The organism is Sphingomonas sp. 77B (assembly GCF_056497825.1).
In genome coordinates this window covers 2,608,176-2,622,473 of sequence record NZ_JBWMBY010000001.1, presented here as the reverse complement: position 1 = coordinate 2,622,473, position 14,298 = coordinate 2,608,176, and the positions used below count along the sequence as shown (strand labels likewise).

Below are 14,298 nucleotides of genomic sequence, written 5' to 3'. Positions count from 1 at the left end.
TACCCCCGTCCCGCTCAGGGCAGCGGAACCGCGCCCTTCACGGGGGCCGGACTCGTCATCGGCTTGCCGGGCACGACGACCCGGCCGATCATCCGCGCGCCCTTTTCGTCGCGCTTCAGCTCAATATCGACGCTGTCGACCGTCTCGTTCGCCCGGCCGAAATTGCGGAACAGATGCGCGGTCAGGATGGTCGCGCCATTGGGATCGATCCGGTCGGGCGCATAGACATTGGCCTGCGCCGTATACGTCCCCGGCGGCGCGGCGTGGATCATATATTCCTCCGGCCCATAACCACGCGTCATGTCCCGCGACAGCCGACCGCCGATCGCGGTGCGGTTGTTGTTGTAGATCGCCCGCTCGCGAGTCGGCTCGTCGACCCAAAGGTCCATGTCCGAGGCATCGGTGGTCCAGTCGATGACGACGCGCACATCGACATCGAGCAGCATGACTAGACGCGGGTCCATCTCCACCTTGCCGCCCAGCTTGCGCAGACGCGGCAGCAGGGCATTGGCCTCGTTGAGCGCGATCAGGTCGATGCCCTCCCACTGGTCCGCCTGCGGATGGGTGGCGATGCCATATAGCAGGGTGATCGCGCGGGTCAGGTCGGCCTTCGCCTGCGCCGGATGGGCGGCGGCCCGGCGGGCGAGCGTCAGCGCGAGCAGGCGGCGCGGCTGCGGCCGGTCGGGATCGAGCGCCGCCTGCCGCTCGCGCAGTTCGACCGCACGATCCCAGTCGCCGTAGCGCTCCAGCCGGTCGGCGACCATGCCCAGGGTGGTGTCGTCGGCCGTCGGCAACTCCAGCGCCGAGAGCACCATCTCGCGCGCCTCGGCCAGCCGGTCGCGCCTGGCGAGCCAGGCGGCGGTGTCGAGATAGAAGATCGGCAAGGCGCCATGCCGCGCCTCCGCCTCGCGGAAGCGCTCGGCAAAATCGGCGGGCTTTCCGTCGTACAGCTCCAGATAGGGGCGATCAGGTTGCCATGCGTCGATCTGGACCGAGGGGGCCGCCGGAATTGTGCTCACCTTGCTGCCCGTCACCATGATGTCGTCGGTCGCCGGACTGACACGCGGCGCCGGAGGTGCGGGGGGAGCCGCAGGGGCCGCAGGTGCAGACAGAACCATCGTCTCCGGCGCGGGTGGCGGAGGAGGTGGCGGCGGCGGCGGTGGCGGCGGAGGGGCCATCATGGGCGAGGGAAGTGAAACGACGGGCGGCGCCGTTACCCTCCGCGCGACACGCCGCGAGGTGGCGATCCGCTTGAGCTGGGCGGCGGGGTCGAACCTGGTCTTCCACCAGGCGACCTCCTCTTGCCAATCCTGGAGCAGCGTATCGAAATGGCGCTGCGCAACGTGAGCCTCGTCCGCCTCCATCGCCTTGCGCTGGCGGGCATAATCGTCGCGCCATTCGGCGGGCAGGGTCGCGGGCGGGTCGATCCTGGCGTTCAGATAGTCGCCGACGCTCTCCAGTACGAGGAAGGACAGGCTGGGGCTGGCGATGCCGTAGCGGCGGCTGAGCGCGACATAGGCGTCGCGCTGCTCGGTCGCACCCAGCGTCGCCAGCGCGTCCTGCGCCAGAAGCGCGCCAGGGCCGTCGAAAGCGACGCCATCCCCATCGATCGCGCGGACGACCTCCTGCCCCGCCCTCAGTCGGATCTTCACCGGGCCGAAGCCCGGCGCGCGGACCAGCACCGCCCAGCGCCCTTGCGGCGCGGGCAGCGGCACGAAGGGCAAGGGCCGGTCATCGCGGTCGGTGACCGTGGTCACCCCCGTCGCGCCCTCCTGCAACAGCGTCAACGCCGCCGCCGGGTCGTTGCCCAGCATAATCAGCCGCCCGCCATGCGCGCGTGCCAGATGGCCCAGCCACGCACGGTCGTCACCACCCGCGCTGCTGACCACATCCAACGGGCAGCGCGGGGTGATCGCGGCATCGCGGTCGATGGTCGCGCGACCGTCGGTAAAGACCAGGCAGCGGTCGGCAGCCTCCCCTTGGGAGAGGGGCGCGAAACTGGTCGCGCCGCGATAGTCGAGCCCGCCCAGCCAGGCGGCGGCTTCCTCGGCGGTGGCGACCGCCTTGGTCTGGGCACCGCTGCTGTTGAAGGCGACCAGTTCGACCCTGGCCGGATGCCGGCGATCGATCGCCGCGCGGACCAGCGCGATTTCGCGGGCCGTGTCGGCCTTCAAGCGCGAGCGCGAACGATCCCAATAGATGCGCAGATGCGACGGCGCCGTATCACCTGCCGAAGCGGGCAGGTCGCCGCCCAGTTCCAGATCCCGCTCGCCATTATGATGGGTGCTCGCGACCAGATCGGCCAAGCGGCCGGGCGTGATCGCCAATGTGCCGGAGAGCGGCTTGCCCTTCCCGCTCACCGAACCGCCCCAGCCCTCGCCGTCCGCCGTGATCGCCATCGGCGTGTCGCCCAGCGTCACCCTGGGCTGCGCGGCGGTCCCGCTGGCATGGACCCGGATCGACCAGTCGCCGACCGGGCCGTCGAAACCCAGCGGCAGGCGCCAGCCCCCCGCCCCGACCGGCGCCACGAAGCGCACCCGGATCGTCCGCCCGTTTCCGGGCCAGATCGGAAAGACGCGGGTCGAAAAGACATTGTCGGCGCTGACCTCCGCCAGACCGGGATCGACCCGCTGGCGGACCCGCGCTTCATAGACCGCCTTGGCGCGCGGGCGATCGACCAGCACGCCGTCGACCATCCGGCCGCCGACGTCCAGCGCATAGCCGGTGACAACCGCGCCTTCGGGCAGGGTCAGGCGGAAATCGCCCTCCAGCTGCTCGGGCTCGGGATTGGCGAAGGCGGCGGTGACGGTCGTCTCGACGACGCTACCGCGTTGCTCGACCGCGATGTCCAGCTGTTTGAGCGACAGATTGCGCCCATGCGCGGCGTCGCGGATGCCGCCCGCATGGGCCGTCAGTACGGGATTGGCGGTTTGCGCCCAGGCCCCCTGCCCCAGAAGGGCGAGCCCCAGCGCCACGAGTCCACGCCACCGTGCCAGCATCTTCGCCCCCTTCGATCCCAGAAAGGCTAGCTCGTCGCTGGCGCCCGGACAAGCCAATCCGGCACGCGGTCGATCATGGCCTTTGCCATTCAGCCTGGTGTGACCGGCCCTGTGGGGCGGGCCTGCTCGGTTTCGGCGAGCGGGCGGACCCGGAACAGCAGGATGCCGCCCGCCAGCGCCAATGCGCCCAACATCAGGCAGAAGGCCACGACGCCGGGCCATCCGGCGCGCGTCCAGGCGATGCCGCCCGCCGAGCCCAGCACGCTTGACCCCATATAATAGAAGAACAGATACCAGGCCGCCGCCTGCCCCCTCGCCACGCCGCCGCGCCGACCGACCCAGGCGCTGGCGATCGAATGGGCGCCGAAAAAGCCGATCGTGACCACCGCAATCCCCAGCACCACCGGCCAGAGCGGCCGGGCGGCGGTCAGCGCGACCCCGGTCATCGTCAGCGCGACGGGCATCCAGAATATCCGCCGCCGCCCGACCTTGCCCGCCAGCTTGCCGAACAGGCTCGAACTGATCGACCCCAAGATATAGAGCAGGAACACCGCGCCCACCATCGCCTGGCTCAGGCCGTACGGAGGGCCGAGCAGGTGGAAACCGGCATAATTGTATATGGTGACGAAGATTCCCATGAGCAGGAAACCCTCGGCATAGAGCAGCCGCAGGCCCGGATCGCGGAACAGCGCCGCCGCGCCGCGCGGCAGGGCCAGCCAGTCCGCCTCGCTCGCCACGAAACGCCGGGACGGAGGGGCCAGACGCCGGAACGCCTCGGCCATGATGAGGCCGCTCACCCCGACCGCCGCCAGCGCCCAGCGCCAGTCGGCCAGCGCGGCCACCATGCTGGCGACCAGCCGCCCGCCCATGCCGCCCATGCCGCTGCCTGCGATGTATAGGCCCATGGCGGCGCCGATCGAGCGCGCGTCCACCTCTTCGGCGACATAGGCCATGGCCACCGCCGGGACGCCCGCCAGCGCGAGGCCCGCCAGGAAACGCAATGCCAGCAGCGCGTGCCAGCCCGGCACGATGGCCGCGACCAGGGTCAGCGCGGCGGCGATCATCATCGCCGCGACCATCAGCGACCGCCGCCCCAGCCGATCCGACACCGCGCCCGCCACGAGAATGCCCAGCGCCAGCGGCCCGGTGGCCAGCGACACCGCCAGCGACGACGCCTCCGCGCTGATCCGGTAATGCGCCGCCAGCAGCGGCAATAGCGGCTGGACCGCGTAGAGCGTCGAAAAGGTCGAGAAACCGGCGAACAGCATCGCCCAGGTCAGGCGGCGATAGCCCGGCGTTCCAGCCACCAGTGCGTCGGCTATCATCTCGGCTGGAACGGGGGCGGGGGCGTCGCGGCCCGTATCGTCATGCATCGGCGGCTCCCATGGCGCGGCGTCAACCGCCGAACGGCGCCGGGGCTCCCGCCGTCGATAGGGGCAGACCCTTAACGATTCCAATCCGTCCCGTGCAACGCCGCGCACCGCGGGGCTTGGACAGCGACAATTTCCTCTTTCGTCATGCACTTGAATGCGTCACCGTCATCGCTGGACCAACAATCGGGCGGGGACGAATGGCCGATCTGACGCGACGCGGCGTATTGGAAGCAGGCGCTTTGGCGATGGCGGCGGGCGGACTCGGCGCCCTGCCGCTTCGGGCGCAGCCGGTCGCCCCGGACGATTCCCATCGCCTGTGGTTCGATACACCCGCCACCCGCTGGGTCGAGGGATTGCCGCTCGGCAATGGGCGGCTGGGCGCGATGGTACGCGGCGGCACCGAGCGTGAGGTCATTTCGCTGAACGAGGACAGCCTGTGGTCGGGCTATCCGGCCAGCGACGCCAGGCCCGATGCGCAAGGCTCGCTGGCGGATGTACGGCGGGCCACGCTGGCGGGAGAGTATCACGCCGCCGATGCCCAGGCGAAGAAGCTGCAAGGGGCCTTTTCCAACAGCTATGCGCCGATCGGCGACCTGATGATCGCGCTGCCCGGTGGTGGTGCGGTGAGCGATTACCGCCGCGAACTCGATCTGGACCAGGCGGTGGTCGGCGTGTCCTACATCGCCGGACAGACCCGCTATCGCCGCGAGGTGTTCGTGTCGCATCCGGCGCAGCTGGTCGTCGTGCGGCTGACGGCGGATGGCGGGACGATCGATGCCGATCTGTCGCTGGCGACACTGCTTCGCGGATCGGTGCGGGCCGAGGGCAACCGGCTGATCCTGAACGGCAAGGCGCCGTCCTATGCCGCGCCCAATTACCACTCCGTCCCCGATCCCATCCGCTATGACGATGCCGCCGGGCGCGGCATGATGTTCGCCGCCGTGGCCGAGGTTTTGAACGAGGGTGGCCGCGTGGGCGTCGCGGGGGATGCCATCACGGTGCGCGGCGCCCGGAGCGTCGAAATCCGCATCGGCGCCGCCACCGGCTTTCGCGGCTTCGACCAGTCGCCCGACCTGCCCATCGACGCGATCGATGCCAAGGCGGTGGCAGCGCTGTCGGCGGCGCGGGGGACCAATTATGCGACCCTGCGCGCCGCCCATGTCGCCGACCATCAGGCGCTCTATCGCCGGGCCGCGCTCAAGCTCGCGGGGCAGGCGACGGGCACGACGGCCGAGCGCCGCGCGAGCAACGAACGGGCGAGCGATCCGGGGCTGGCCGCGTTGCTGTTTCATTTCGGCCGTTATCTGCTGATCGCCAGCTCGCGCCCCGGAACCCAGCCCGCCAACCTCCAGGGCATCTGGAACGCCGAGGTCCGGCCGCCCTGGAGCAGCAACCACACCACCAACATCAATACCGAGATGAATTACTGGCCCGCCGAGGTAGCCAATCTCGCCGATTGCCACACGCCGCTGTTCGACTGGCTGGAGCGGGTGGCGGTGCGGGGCGCGCGCGTCGCGCAAAGCTATTACGGGATGCCCGGCTGGTGCCTGCACCACAATAGTGACATCTGGGCGATGGCCAACCCGGTCGGCGAAGGCAGCGCCGCGCCGATCTGGGCCAACTGGCCGATGGGCGGGCCGTGGCTGATGCAGCATCTGTGGCAGCATTATGCGTTCGGCGGGGACCTGGCGTTCCTGCGCGACCGGGCGTGGCCGCTGATGCGCGGCGCCGCCGAGTTCTGCGCGGCCTGGCTCGTCGCGGGGCCGGACGGGCGGCTGACCACCGCGCCCTCCATCTCGCCGGAGAACGAGTTCCTCGCCCCCGACGGCAAGCCCGCCTCGATCAGCACCGGCTGTACCATGGACCTGGCGCTGATCCGCGAGCTGTTCGTCAATTGCATCACCGCCAGCGCGCTGTTGAAGACCGATACGGCCTTCGCGACCAAGCTGCGCGGGCTGGTCGAACGGCTGGAGCCCTATCGTATCGGCCGCCATGGCCAGTTGCAGGAATGGTCGCGCGACTTTGCCGAGTCCGAGCCGGGCCATCGCCACATCTCGCACCTCTATCCCCTGTATCCGGGCGACGAGTTCACGCCGCGCCGCACGCCCGCATGGGCCAAGGCGGTCGCGACCTCGATGCAGCGTCGCGAGGACAATGGCGGCGCGCAGACCGGATGGAGCCGGGCCTGGGCGACCTGCATCTGGGCGCGGATGGGCGATGCCGCGCGTTCGGGCCGCTCGATCGATGCCTTTTTCAAGGGCAGTACGCTCGACAATCTGTTCGACACGCATCCTTCGAACAAGGGGCCGATCTTTCAGATCGACGGCAATTTCGGGATCACCGCCGCCATCGCCGAAATGCTGCTGCAAAGCCATGACGGCGCGATCGCGCTGCTGCCCGCCCTGCCCCCGGCGTGGCGCGACGGCAGTGCCCATGGCTTGCGGGCGCGCGGCGGCGTGACTGTCGACCAGCGCTGGGCGGGCGGACAGTTGGAACAGGCCGAGCTGGTGTCTGCGCCGGGCGGTGAACTGGTCGTCCGGCTGCCCGCCGGTCGCCGGGTCCGCGCCGCGACCCGTGGTGGCAAAGCGGTTCCGATCCGTACGACGAAGGACGGCATTCGCATCGCCACCCGGGCCGGGGACCGGATCACACTGACCATCGGCGCCGCCTGACCGCGTTTCCCTATGGGCGAGATGACATAGGGTCGACCCAAGGCGAGCCCCTCCCCTGAAGGGGAGGGGTGGGTTCATTTCACGTCATCCTGCTCTACGGGCGGCGGAACTGCCAACGATCGAAGTCGAACAGGTCGTCGCCATCGCCATGGAAGACCAGGAACAGGTCATGCACGCCGTTCGCCCCGGTCACGGTGGTGGTCTGCGTCCCCCAGTCCGCGCCTTCGCCGCCGTTCAGCGCCAGCGTACCGATCTGCGGGCCGTCGACCCGGTCGAGATGGAGCGTGATCGTCGGGCGACCGCGGACCCGCGCCACGCTGGCCGCGAAGCTGGCCGCACCGCGTCCGAAATCGACGCCGCCGATCTTGATGAAGCTGCGGTCGGCGATGCGGGTGACATGGACGCTTCCATCCGCCCCGCTATCGGTCGTGACGCCCGGCGCCCAGCGATAGGGCCGGTCGCGGTCGCGGCCGATGCGCGAGGTCCAGGCGATCGTCTCTGCCTCGACCCAGCGATAGGGATCGAGGGTCGCGATCTGTGCCACGCCCTCGTCAGTCCACCAGGGCAGGCGCGGAATGGTGCCGTCGGGATTGTAGCGGAACTCGCGCAGCGTCACCGAGCGCCGCTCGTGATGGATCGGCGTCATCGCGAAGTTCAGCTCGTAATGAAAGCCGAACAGATAGCTGTGCCCCTTATAGTCGATGATGCCGGGATGGTTGCCGGTCGACGCGGCATTGGGGTCCATCACCGGCCCCTTGTGCACCCAGGGGCCGGTCGCCCGGTCGCTCATCGCATAGCCGATCCCCTCGGGGCAGCAGCTGGAGGCATAGGCCATGTAGTAATGGGGCCCGCGCTTATAGAACCAGGGGCCCTCCTGATAGTCGATCGGCTTGGCGACCTTCACGATCGCGCCGGAATAGCTGGTCATGTCGCGGTTGAGTTTGACATACCACAGGTCGGGATTGCCCCAGTTGAGATAGGCCTGGCCGTCATCGTCGATCGCCACCGTCGGATCGATCGCGCCGAGCCGCGCGGCGATCAGCGGCCTGCCCAGCAGGTCGCGAAACGGCCCCTCGGGCCGGTCGGCGACGGCGACGCCGATGGCCGTGTCGGGATTTCCCGCGACCCGAACGGGCGCATAAAGATAGAATTTGCCGTCGCGCGCGATCACCTGCGGCGCCCAGGCGCCATTGTCCTGCTGCGCCCAGGCAAAGGTCTTGAGCGACGCGGGCGAACCCCGATCGGTCCAGTTGACCATGTCGGTCGAACTGTAGAGCCGCCAGTCGCGCATCTTGAACCCGCCCGCATCGTCCTCGTCATGGCCGGTATAGAGATAGACGACGCCGTCATGGACCAGTGGCGCGGGATCGGCGGTGAAGCGCGTCTGGATGATCGGATTGTCCGCGCCCGCGCTCAGGGGTGTCAGGGCTATCGCCACTCCGGCCACCATGCCCCATATCAACCGCCACTTGCCCATCATATTCCCCCTTTTTGAAACCCTTTCCTCCCCTTGCAGGGGAGGTGGCAGGCCGAAGGCCTGGCGGTGGGGTGCCCCAGCCGGCGAGAGAGGACTTCTCCCACGACTGGCACACCCCTCCACCCTGCTCGCGCACCCTCCCCCTACAGGGGCAGAAGTTCTGTAGGGCGCTCCGCCCTTAGACCGTGATGACGTTGCGTTGAACCAAGGCGAGCCCCTCCCCTTCAGGGGAGGGGTTGGGGTGGGGCCTCGCCACGGGCCGCACGCTTGCGGAGGCGCCCCACCCCCGGCCCCTCCCCTGAAGGGGAGGGGTGAATTAATCTTATGTCATTATGCTCTAGAACCGGAAGCGGACGCCCGCCGACAACAGGCTCGCCTCCCAACGCACGTCGCGCGGATAGCGCGGGTCCTTCACATAGCTGTGGTACGGCGTGCGCAGCAGGTTGGTCGCATCCACCGTCAGGGTGACATTGTCGTTCAGATTGTAGCTGGCCGACAGGTCGAGACGCCCGACCGCGCCCGAATAGACGGTGGTGAACACGCCCGGCGCCCCGAACCCGTCCACATTGGCGCTGCGATAATTATAGGCCAGGCGCACGCTCGTCGGCCCCAGTTCATACAGGCCGATCAGGTTGAAGCTGTACTTCGACACGCCCGGCAGGGTGTTGCGCCCGCCGGTGAAGTTGGCGGCCGAGGGCAGCACCTGCTCGCCGTCGATATAGGTGAAGTTCGCCTGCGCACCTAGCCCGCGCAGCGCGCCGGGCAGGAAGTCGAAGAAGGTGGTGCCCGCCACCTCGATCCCCTTGATGGTGCCCGACCCGGCATTGGACGGGCGATAGACCAGGATGTCGCCGAACGGCTGGACATTGACGATCTGCGGCAGCGAATTGATGAAGCCGTTGATCTTGCGATAGAAGCCGGCGACCGACACCGACCCGGTGCGCGAGAAATAATATTCCAGCGACGCGTCGTAATTGTCCGACCGGATGGGCTGCAGGTTCGGGTTGCCACCATTGCCGGTGTAGGAGATGTTGCCCCCGACGGTCCCCTGCGACACGGTCAGCGTCGGATTGATCTGGTTGAAACCGGGCCGCGACAGCGCCTGGGTCCGCGACAGGCGCAGCTTCAGCCGGTCGGTGAAGTGCAGCTGCGCGCTGATGTTGGGCAGGATGTCGGTATATTGGGTCGAGGAGTTGATCGGAACCAGCACTGTGCCGCCCGCCGAGGTCGGCAACTGGTTGGTACCGTTCAGCTTGTTGCGGGTCAGGATCACCCGCGCGCCGATCACGCCATCGACGGGAATGCCGATGTTGAAGGCGTAATTGACCTGCGCATAGGCGGTATAGACCTGCTCGCGCGCCTGGAAGGCGTTGAGCGGGTTGAGGTTGGGCTGCTCGGGCGCCCAGGCGGCCTGGGTTCCGGCATCCGCACCCGAACGGACCAGCGCCTGGCGGATATAGTCGCGGACGCTGTTCAGCTGCTGGTTGAACAGGAAGGCGTTGGGCGCGAACCAGCTGCGGAACTGCTGCACGTCGTCGCCCTGGAAGCCCGGCTGGATCATGCCGCCCTGCGCGACGGTCGGCACCTTGTCGATCGTGTCCTTCAGGCTGACGAGCGAGGCATAACGGTCGCCGTAGACCGAGCTGGCGCTGCGATCGCCATAGCGCAGCCCGAACATGAATTTCGGGAACAGCGACGAATCCGTGTCCAGCACCAGATTGCCCTGCCACTGCCACTGGTCGCCCGCCGACCGGCTGCGGTTTTCGAGCAGGCCGCGCATGTAGAAGCTGTTGGGGTTGCTGAAATCGACGCCGCTGGGCGTGAAGTTGACGCCGCGCTGGTCGTTCAGCTTGACCGCTAGCGACAGCGGCGTCGCCACCTGCGTCTGGAACTGGCCCCAGTTTCCGCTGGCGATCGACTTGGTATAGGCGAGGTCGGTGGTGAAGACCGCGTTGCCCGTCTCCCACTTCGCGCCGAGTGCGCCCTGATAGGTGTCGGTGCGGCTGGTGCCGAATTCCTTCGACGGGCCATTGACCAGCCCCAGGTCGACATCGAACGACTGGAGCGTCGTACCGTCCTGCGTTAGCACCGCGTTACGGATCGTCGGCGGATTGCCGCCATTGGGGTTGGACTGGATCGGGATGCCGAAAAAGTCGTTGGCGACCCGGTCGCGATAGCCCTGATACAGGCCATCGAGATAGATCATCAGATTGTCGGCGGGCTTCCACTGGATCGACCCGTTGACCGACGGACGCTGGCGGTTGCCGCGCCGGTAATAGAGGCCGATGTCCTGCGGGAAGGTGAAGTTGCGGCCGACCGAGGCGGGCAGGATCTGCTGGTTGGCGGGCACATTGTCCTGGAAGCCCTGATAGCGGATCGAATTGAGATAGCGGGTCTGGGTGAAGGAGGCGTTGATGAGCGCGCCGATCTCGCCGATCCCGGTCTGCCAACGGTCGCTGACGAGCAGGCTGCCGATCGGATCAACCTTGCGCGATTCCGTATTATAGACGCCGCGCGCCGCGCCTGCGATCTGGAAGCCCTTGAAGTCGAACGGGCGACGCAGGCCGACATCGATCAGGCCCGCAATGCCGCCTTCCAGATTCTCGGCGGTCGTCGCCTTGTACACCTCGACCCGCGACAGCGCCTGGGCGGGGAAGTCCTGGATCGAGACCGAGCGGCCGTCGGCGGTGAAGATCTCACGCCCCTGCACCGTCGTCTGGACATTGGGCAGGCCCCGGATCAGCACGCCGTTCGCTTCGTCGGCATAGCGCGTGACCTGCACGCCGGTGACACGCGCGATCGCCTCGGCCGCGTTGTTGTCGGGGAATTTGCCGATATCCTCGGCGACCAGCGCATCGACGATCGCGTCCGAGTTGCGCTTGATATTCTGCGCATTGCTCAGGCTCTGGCGGATGCCGGTCACGACGATGTCGGCGGTGCTCGTCGCGTTCTGATCGGCGGGCGCAGGCGTGGCTCCGGCGGCTGCCTGATCCTGGGGCGGGGCCGCGTCCTGCGCCTGGGCGGGCGCGGCCAGCGCGACCGCCATCATCGTCGAAACCGAGGCGAGCAGCGCGCCGATCTTATGCTGTTTCATGGAAAACCCCTCCTGAGACTGTATCTAAAAACGTTTACGGTTGGTGGTTGAAAAAACCCTGAGTCAGCCCGCCTTTACGGGTCCGGGCTCAGGGCAGCGGCGTGATGGCGATCCGGTCGATATTGGGTGCGTAGCGCGAGCGGAGCTGGACGCCCGGCCAGGTCTGCGACGCATAGGTGCGCCCGTCCCAATTGGGTTGTTCCTCGCCCGCAATGCGGATGGTGTTGGCGCCCGCCTTCAGGACGACCGGCACCGTCATCTCCCACCAGTTGTTGGCGTTGAAGCTGTGCGGCGCGCTGACCAGCATGGGCTTTCCGCCATTGACGGAGATGCGCGCGATCCGGGCCAGCGGATCGGGATTATAGTGCGTCGCCTTGGCCTGCTCCTCGTTCGAGAAGCGCAGGGTCAGCGCATAGGTCCCGGCGCGCGGGACCGCCACCCTGGGGAAGGTCAGCGTGTTGCCGTTGCCGGGCGCGCCGCCGATGTCGAACACCGCCCGGCCGCCGCTCGCGCGCGAGGCCGCGCCGATCCGCGCGGTTCCGGCCACCTGGGCATCCTCCGCCTCATAGAGATAGGGCGCGGGGCCGTTCTCGGGCGTCACCGACAGGCCGCGAACGGCCGACGATCCCGTGGCGGTCAGCACCACCTTGTTGATCCCCCCGAGCAGGAAGGCGCGGCCCTTCGTTTCCCGGCCGTTGACCGTCATGTGCACCGCGCCGCCGCTGACCTCGGGGGTCAGGCGCGCCAAGCCATCCTTTGCGGCATAGACCCAGAAGGTCGCACGGCCGCCCTTCACCACCGCGTCGGCCACGTCATAGCGGGCGACCGTCGCGGCGGGATCGGCGGCGGTCAGGGTGATGCGGTCGACCATCGCATTGCCTTGCGTCCGCCGGGTGCCGTCCAGGCTGCGGGTGGCGAGCGTCAGGATGTGGCGACCGCGCGTCAGGTGGACGACCGTATCGACATGATCGAGCACGGCGGGCTTGTAGCCCAAAGGCAGGAACAACTCGCCCTGCGGTTTGCCGTCGATCCGCAGGAAGACGTTGGTCGCCCCCTGCGGCTCGACCAGCGGGTCCTTGTTGAAGCTGCTGGCGAGGACGCTCAGGTCGTAGCGACCGTCGCGCGGCACATCGACCGCGAAGTCCAGCGCGGCGTCCGCGCCGGTCTTGAACCCCTCGACCAGATAGCCGTTCGAGACATGGAAGCGATCGACATGATCGGGCGAGCCCTCCGGCCCGCGTACGGTCAGCCCCTGCCCCTGCCGGGTCGCCTTCTCCGCCTCGTAATCCTGCCGCCAGCGTGGGGTCACGGCGGCGGGGCGCACGCCCTGGCCGGGCGACAGGACCAGCTCATAGGCCGCCTCCTCGCGCAGCGCGGGCCAGCCGCCCTGGCCGAAGGTCAGGTCGACCTGCCCGTCCTTCACCGGCACGATCCGGTCGCCGATCACCACCGGCGGCGGGGAGTCGCCCAGCTGTCCGGTCCAGTCGATCTCCCGCACGCGGACGCGTACCGTGTCGCCGAAGCTGGCGGGCACATGGGTCAGCGCGATGGTCGCGTCGCCCGACTTGCCGCCGAACAGCAATCGCATCTGGTCGCGCGCCGGGTCGAGCGTGGCCACGCCCTGCAAGGTATAGCTCTGGTCGGGATGCGGCGGGGTGACCGCCAGCGTGTGGCCGCTCATCGTCGCATAGGCGTTCAGCAGCCACCATTGCCCGTTGCCGCGATTGGCCTGGACGGCGGAGTCGCTGAGATTTCCGTCGATATTCCAATAGGCGATATCGGCATCGACCTTGGAATCCTCGATCGCGGCCACCCATTGCACCATCTGGCCGGGGACCGAGGTGTGGTAGTTATAGGCATATTCGTTGATGTTGACCGGCAGATGGCGGCCCTGCCATTTGGTCCCGGCGAACAGCTTGTCCTCCCATTCGCGGTACTTACGTACGCTGGTCCGCACCGCCGCCGGGTTGCTGAGTTCGTGCCAGGTCACGATGTCGGGCATGGTGTCGGCGGCGATGGCATGGCGCAGGAAGCCTTCGACTTCCGGATAGAGGATGCTGGTGTTCGGCCCCGCGATCCGCGCGCCGGGCAGTTCCTGGCGGATCATCCGTACCGCCCGGTCCCAGGCGTCGTTGAAGGCGGTCGGGTCCTTCTGCCACGGTACGCCGTTACAGCCCTTGTCCCCTCCCGAGAACATGTTGCCGTCGGGCTCGTTGAAGGGGACGAAGACGATGCGGTCGCGATAGCGGGGCGCCATGCCCTTAACCTGCCGCACCTGCGCGCGCAGCTTTTCGATATAATTGGTCACCGACTGCGCGCAGTCGCCGGTCTTCCAGTCATAGGGGAATTCGCGGTTGATGTCGGTCATGTAGATATAGGTGTCGCCGCCCGAGGCATCGGTGAGCAGCGTCGAGACCTCCAGCGCGTCGGCGCCGGGATGCTGCGGCCCGTCCTGCGCCTTGGTCGACACGGTACGCAGCCCGATCCCCTCGACCAGATTGGGATGCGGCAACCGCGCATCGTACAGGCCGTAGAGCGTGCCCGAGGCCCCGCCATGGAAGGGGCCGGTATCGCTGGCCAGGTCGACCGTCATCCGCTCCTGCGCGAGGGCGGGCATCGCGACCGAGCCGAGCAGGGCGGCGAGAAAGAGCGGGGCGGTGCGGAAGGGCTGGGCCATCAGGGG

6 protein-coding genes are annotated in these 14,298 nt (G+C 68.1%); 1 reads left to right on the top strand and 5 read right to left on the bottom strand.

Annotation, left to right across the window (positions count from 1 at the left end):
- Positions 1–14 precede the first annotated feature (14 nt).
- Complete coding sequence (locus AC1GI4_RS12300) at positions 15–2,999, bottom strand: VIT domain-containing protein (protein WP_479629692.1); 2,985 nt, start codon at positions 2,997–2,999, stop codon at positions 15–17.
- A gap of 89 nt (positions 3,000–3,088) precedes the next feature.
- The gene (locus AC1GI4_RS12295; RefSeq protein ID WP_479629691.1) at positions 3,089–4,372 is read right to left on the bottom strand and encodes an MFS transporter; all 1,284 of its coding nucleotides are present in this window, start codon (positions 4,370–4,372) and stop codon (positions 3,089–3,091) included.
- Positions 4,373–4,569: 197 nt separating this feature from the next.
- On the opposite strand from AC1GI4_RS12295, the gene AC1GI4_RS12290 reads away from it, so the two are divergent.
- Complete coding sequence (locus AC1GI4_RS12290; RefSeq protein ID WP_479629690.1) at positions 4,570–7,044, top strand: glycoside hydrolase family 95 protein; 2,475 nt, start codon at positions 4,570–4,572, stop codon at positions 7,042–7,044.
- A 94-nt stretch (positions 7,045–7,138) separates the two neighbouring features.
- Here the strand turns inward: AC1GI4_RS12290 and AC1GI4_RS12285 are convergent, their stop codons facing one another.
- From AC1GI4_RS12285 to AC1GI4_RS12275, 3 genes are all read right to left on the bottom strand, one after another.
- Entirely contained in the window at positions 7,139–8,524 is a 1,386-nt protein-coding gene (locus AC1GI4_RS12285; protein WP_479629689.1) for a glycoside hydrolase family 43 protein, read from the bottom strand.
- Between the two features lie 334 nt (positions 8,525–8,858).
- Entirely contained in the window at positions 8,859–11,615 is a 2,757-nt protein-coding gene (locus tag AC1GI4_RS12280) for a TonB-dependent receptor (protein WP_294275198.1), read from the bottom strand.
- An 88-nt stretch (positions 11,616–11,703) separates the two neighbouring features.
- Positions 11,704–14,292: a cellulosome protein gene (locus AC1GI4_RS12275; protein ID WP_479629688.1), complete on the bottom strand. Its 2,589-nt coding sequence runs from the start codon at positions 14,290–14,292 to the stop codon at positions 11,704–11,706.
- Positions 14,293–14,298: the final 6 nt, after the last annotated feature.

Bases quoted from the DNA above. Each gene is read 5' to 3' on its own strand.
- AC1GI4_RS12290 (WP_479629690.1), top strand. From the start codon at position 4,570: ATGGCCGATCTGACGCGACGCGGCGTATTGGAAGCAGGCGCTTTGGCG.
- AC1GI4_RS12300 (WP_479629692.1), bottom strand. From the start codon at position 2,999: ATGCTGGCACGGTGGCGTGGACTCGTGGCGCTGGGGCTCGCCCTTCTG.
- AC1GI4_RS12280 (WP_294275198.1), bottom strand. From the start codon at position 11,615: ATGAAACAGCATAAGATCGGCGCGCTGCTCGCCTCGGTTTCGACGATG.
- AC1GI4_RS12295 (WP_479629691.1), bottom strand. From the start codon at position 4,372: ATGCATGACGATACGGGCCGCGACGCCCCCGCCCCCGTTCCAGCCGAG.
- AC1GI4_RS12275 (WP_479629688.1), bottom strand. From the start codon at position 14,292: ATGGCCCAGCCCTTCCGCACCGCCCCGCTCTTTCTCGCCGCCCTGCTC.
- AC1GI4_RS12285 (WP_479629689.1), bottom strand. From the start codon at position 8,524: ATGATGGGCAAGTGGCGGTTGATATGGGGCATGGTGGCCGGAGTGGCG.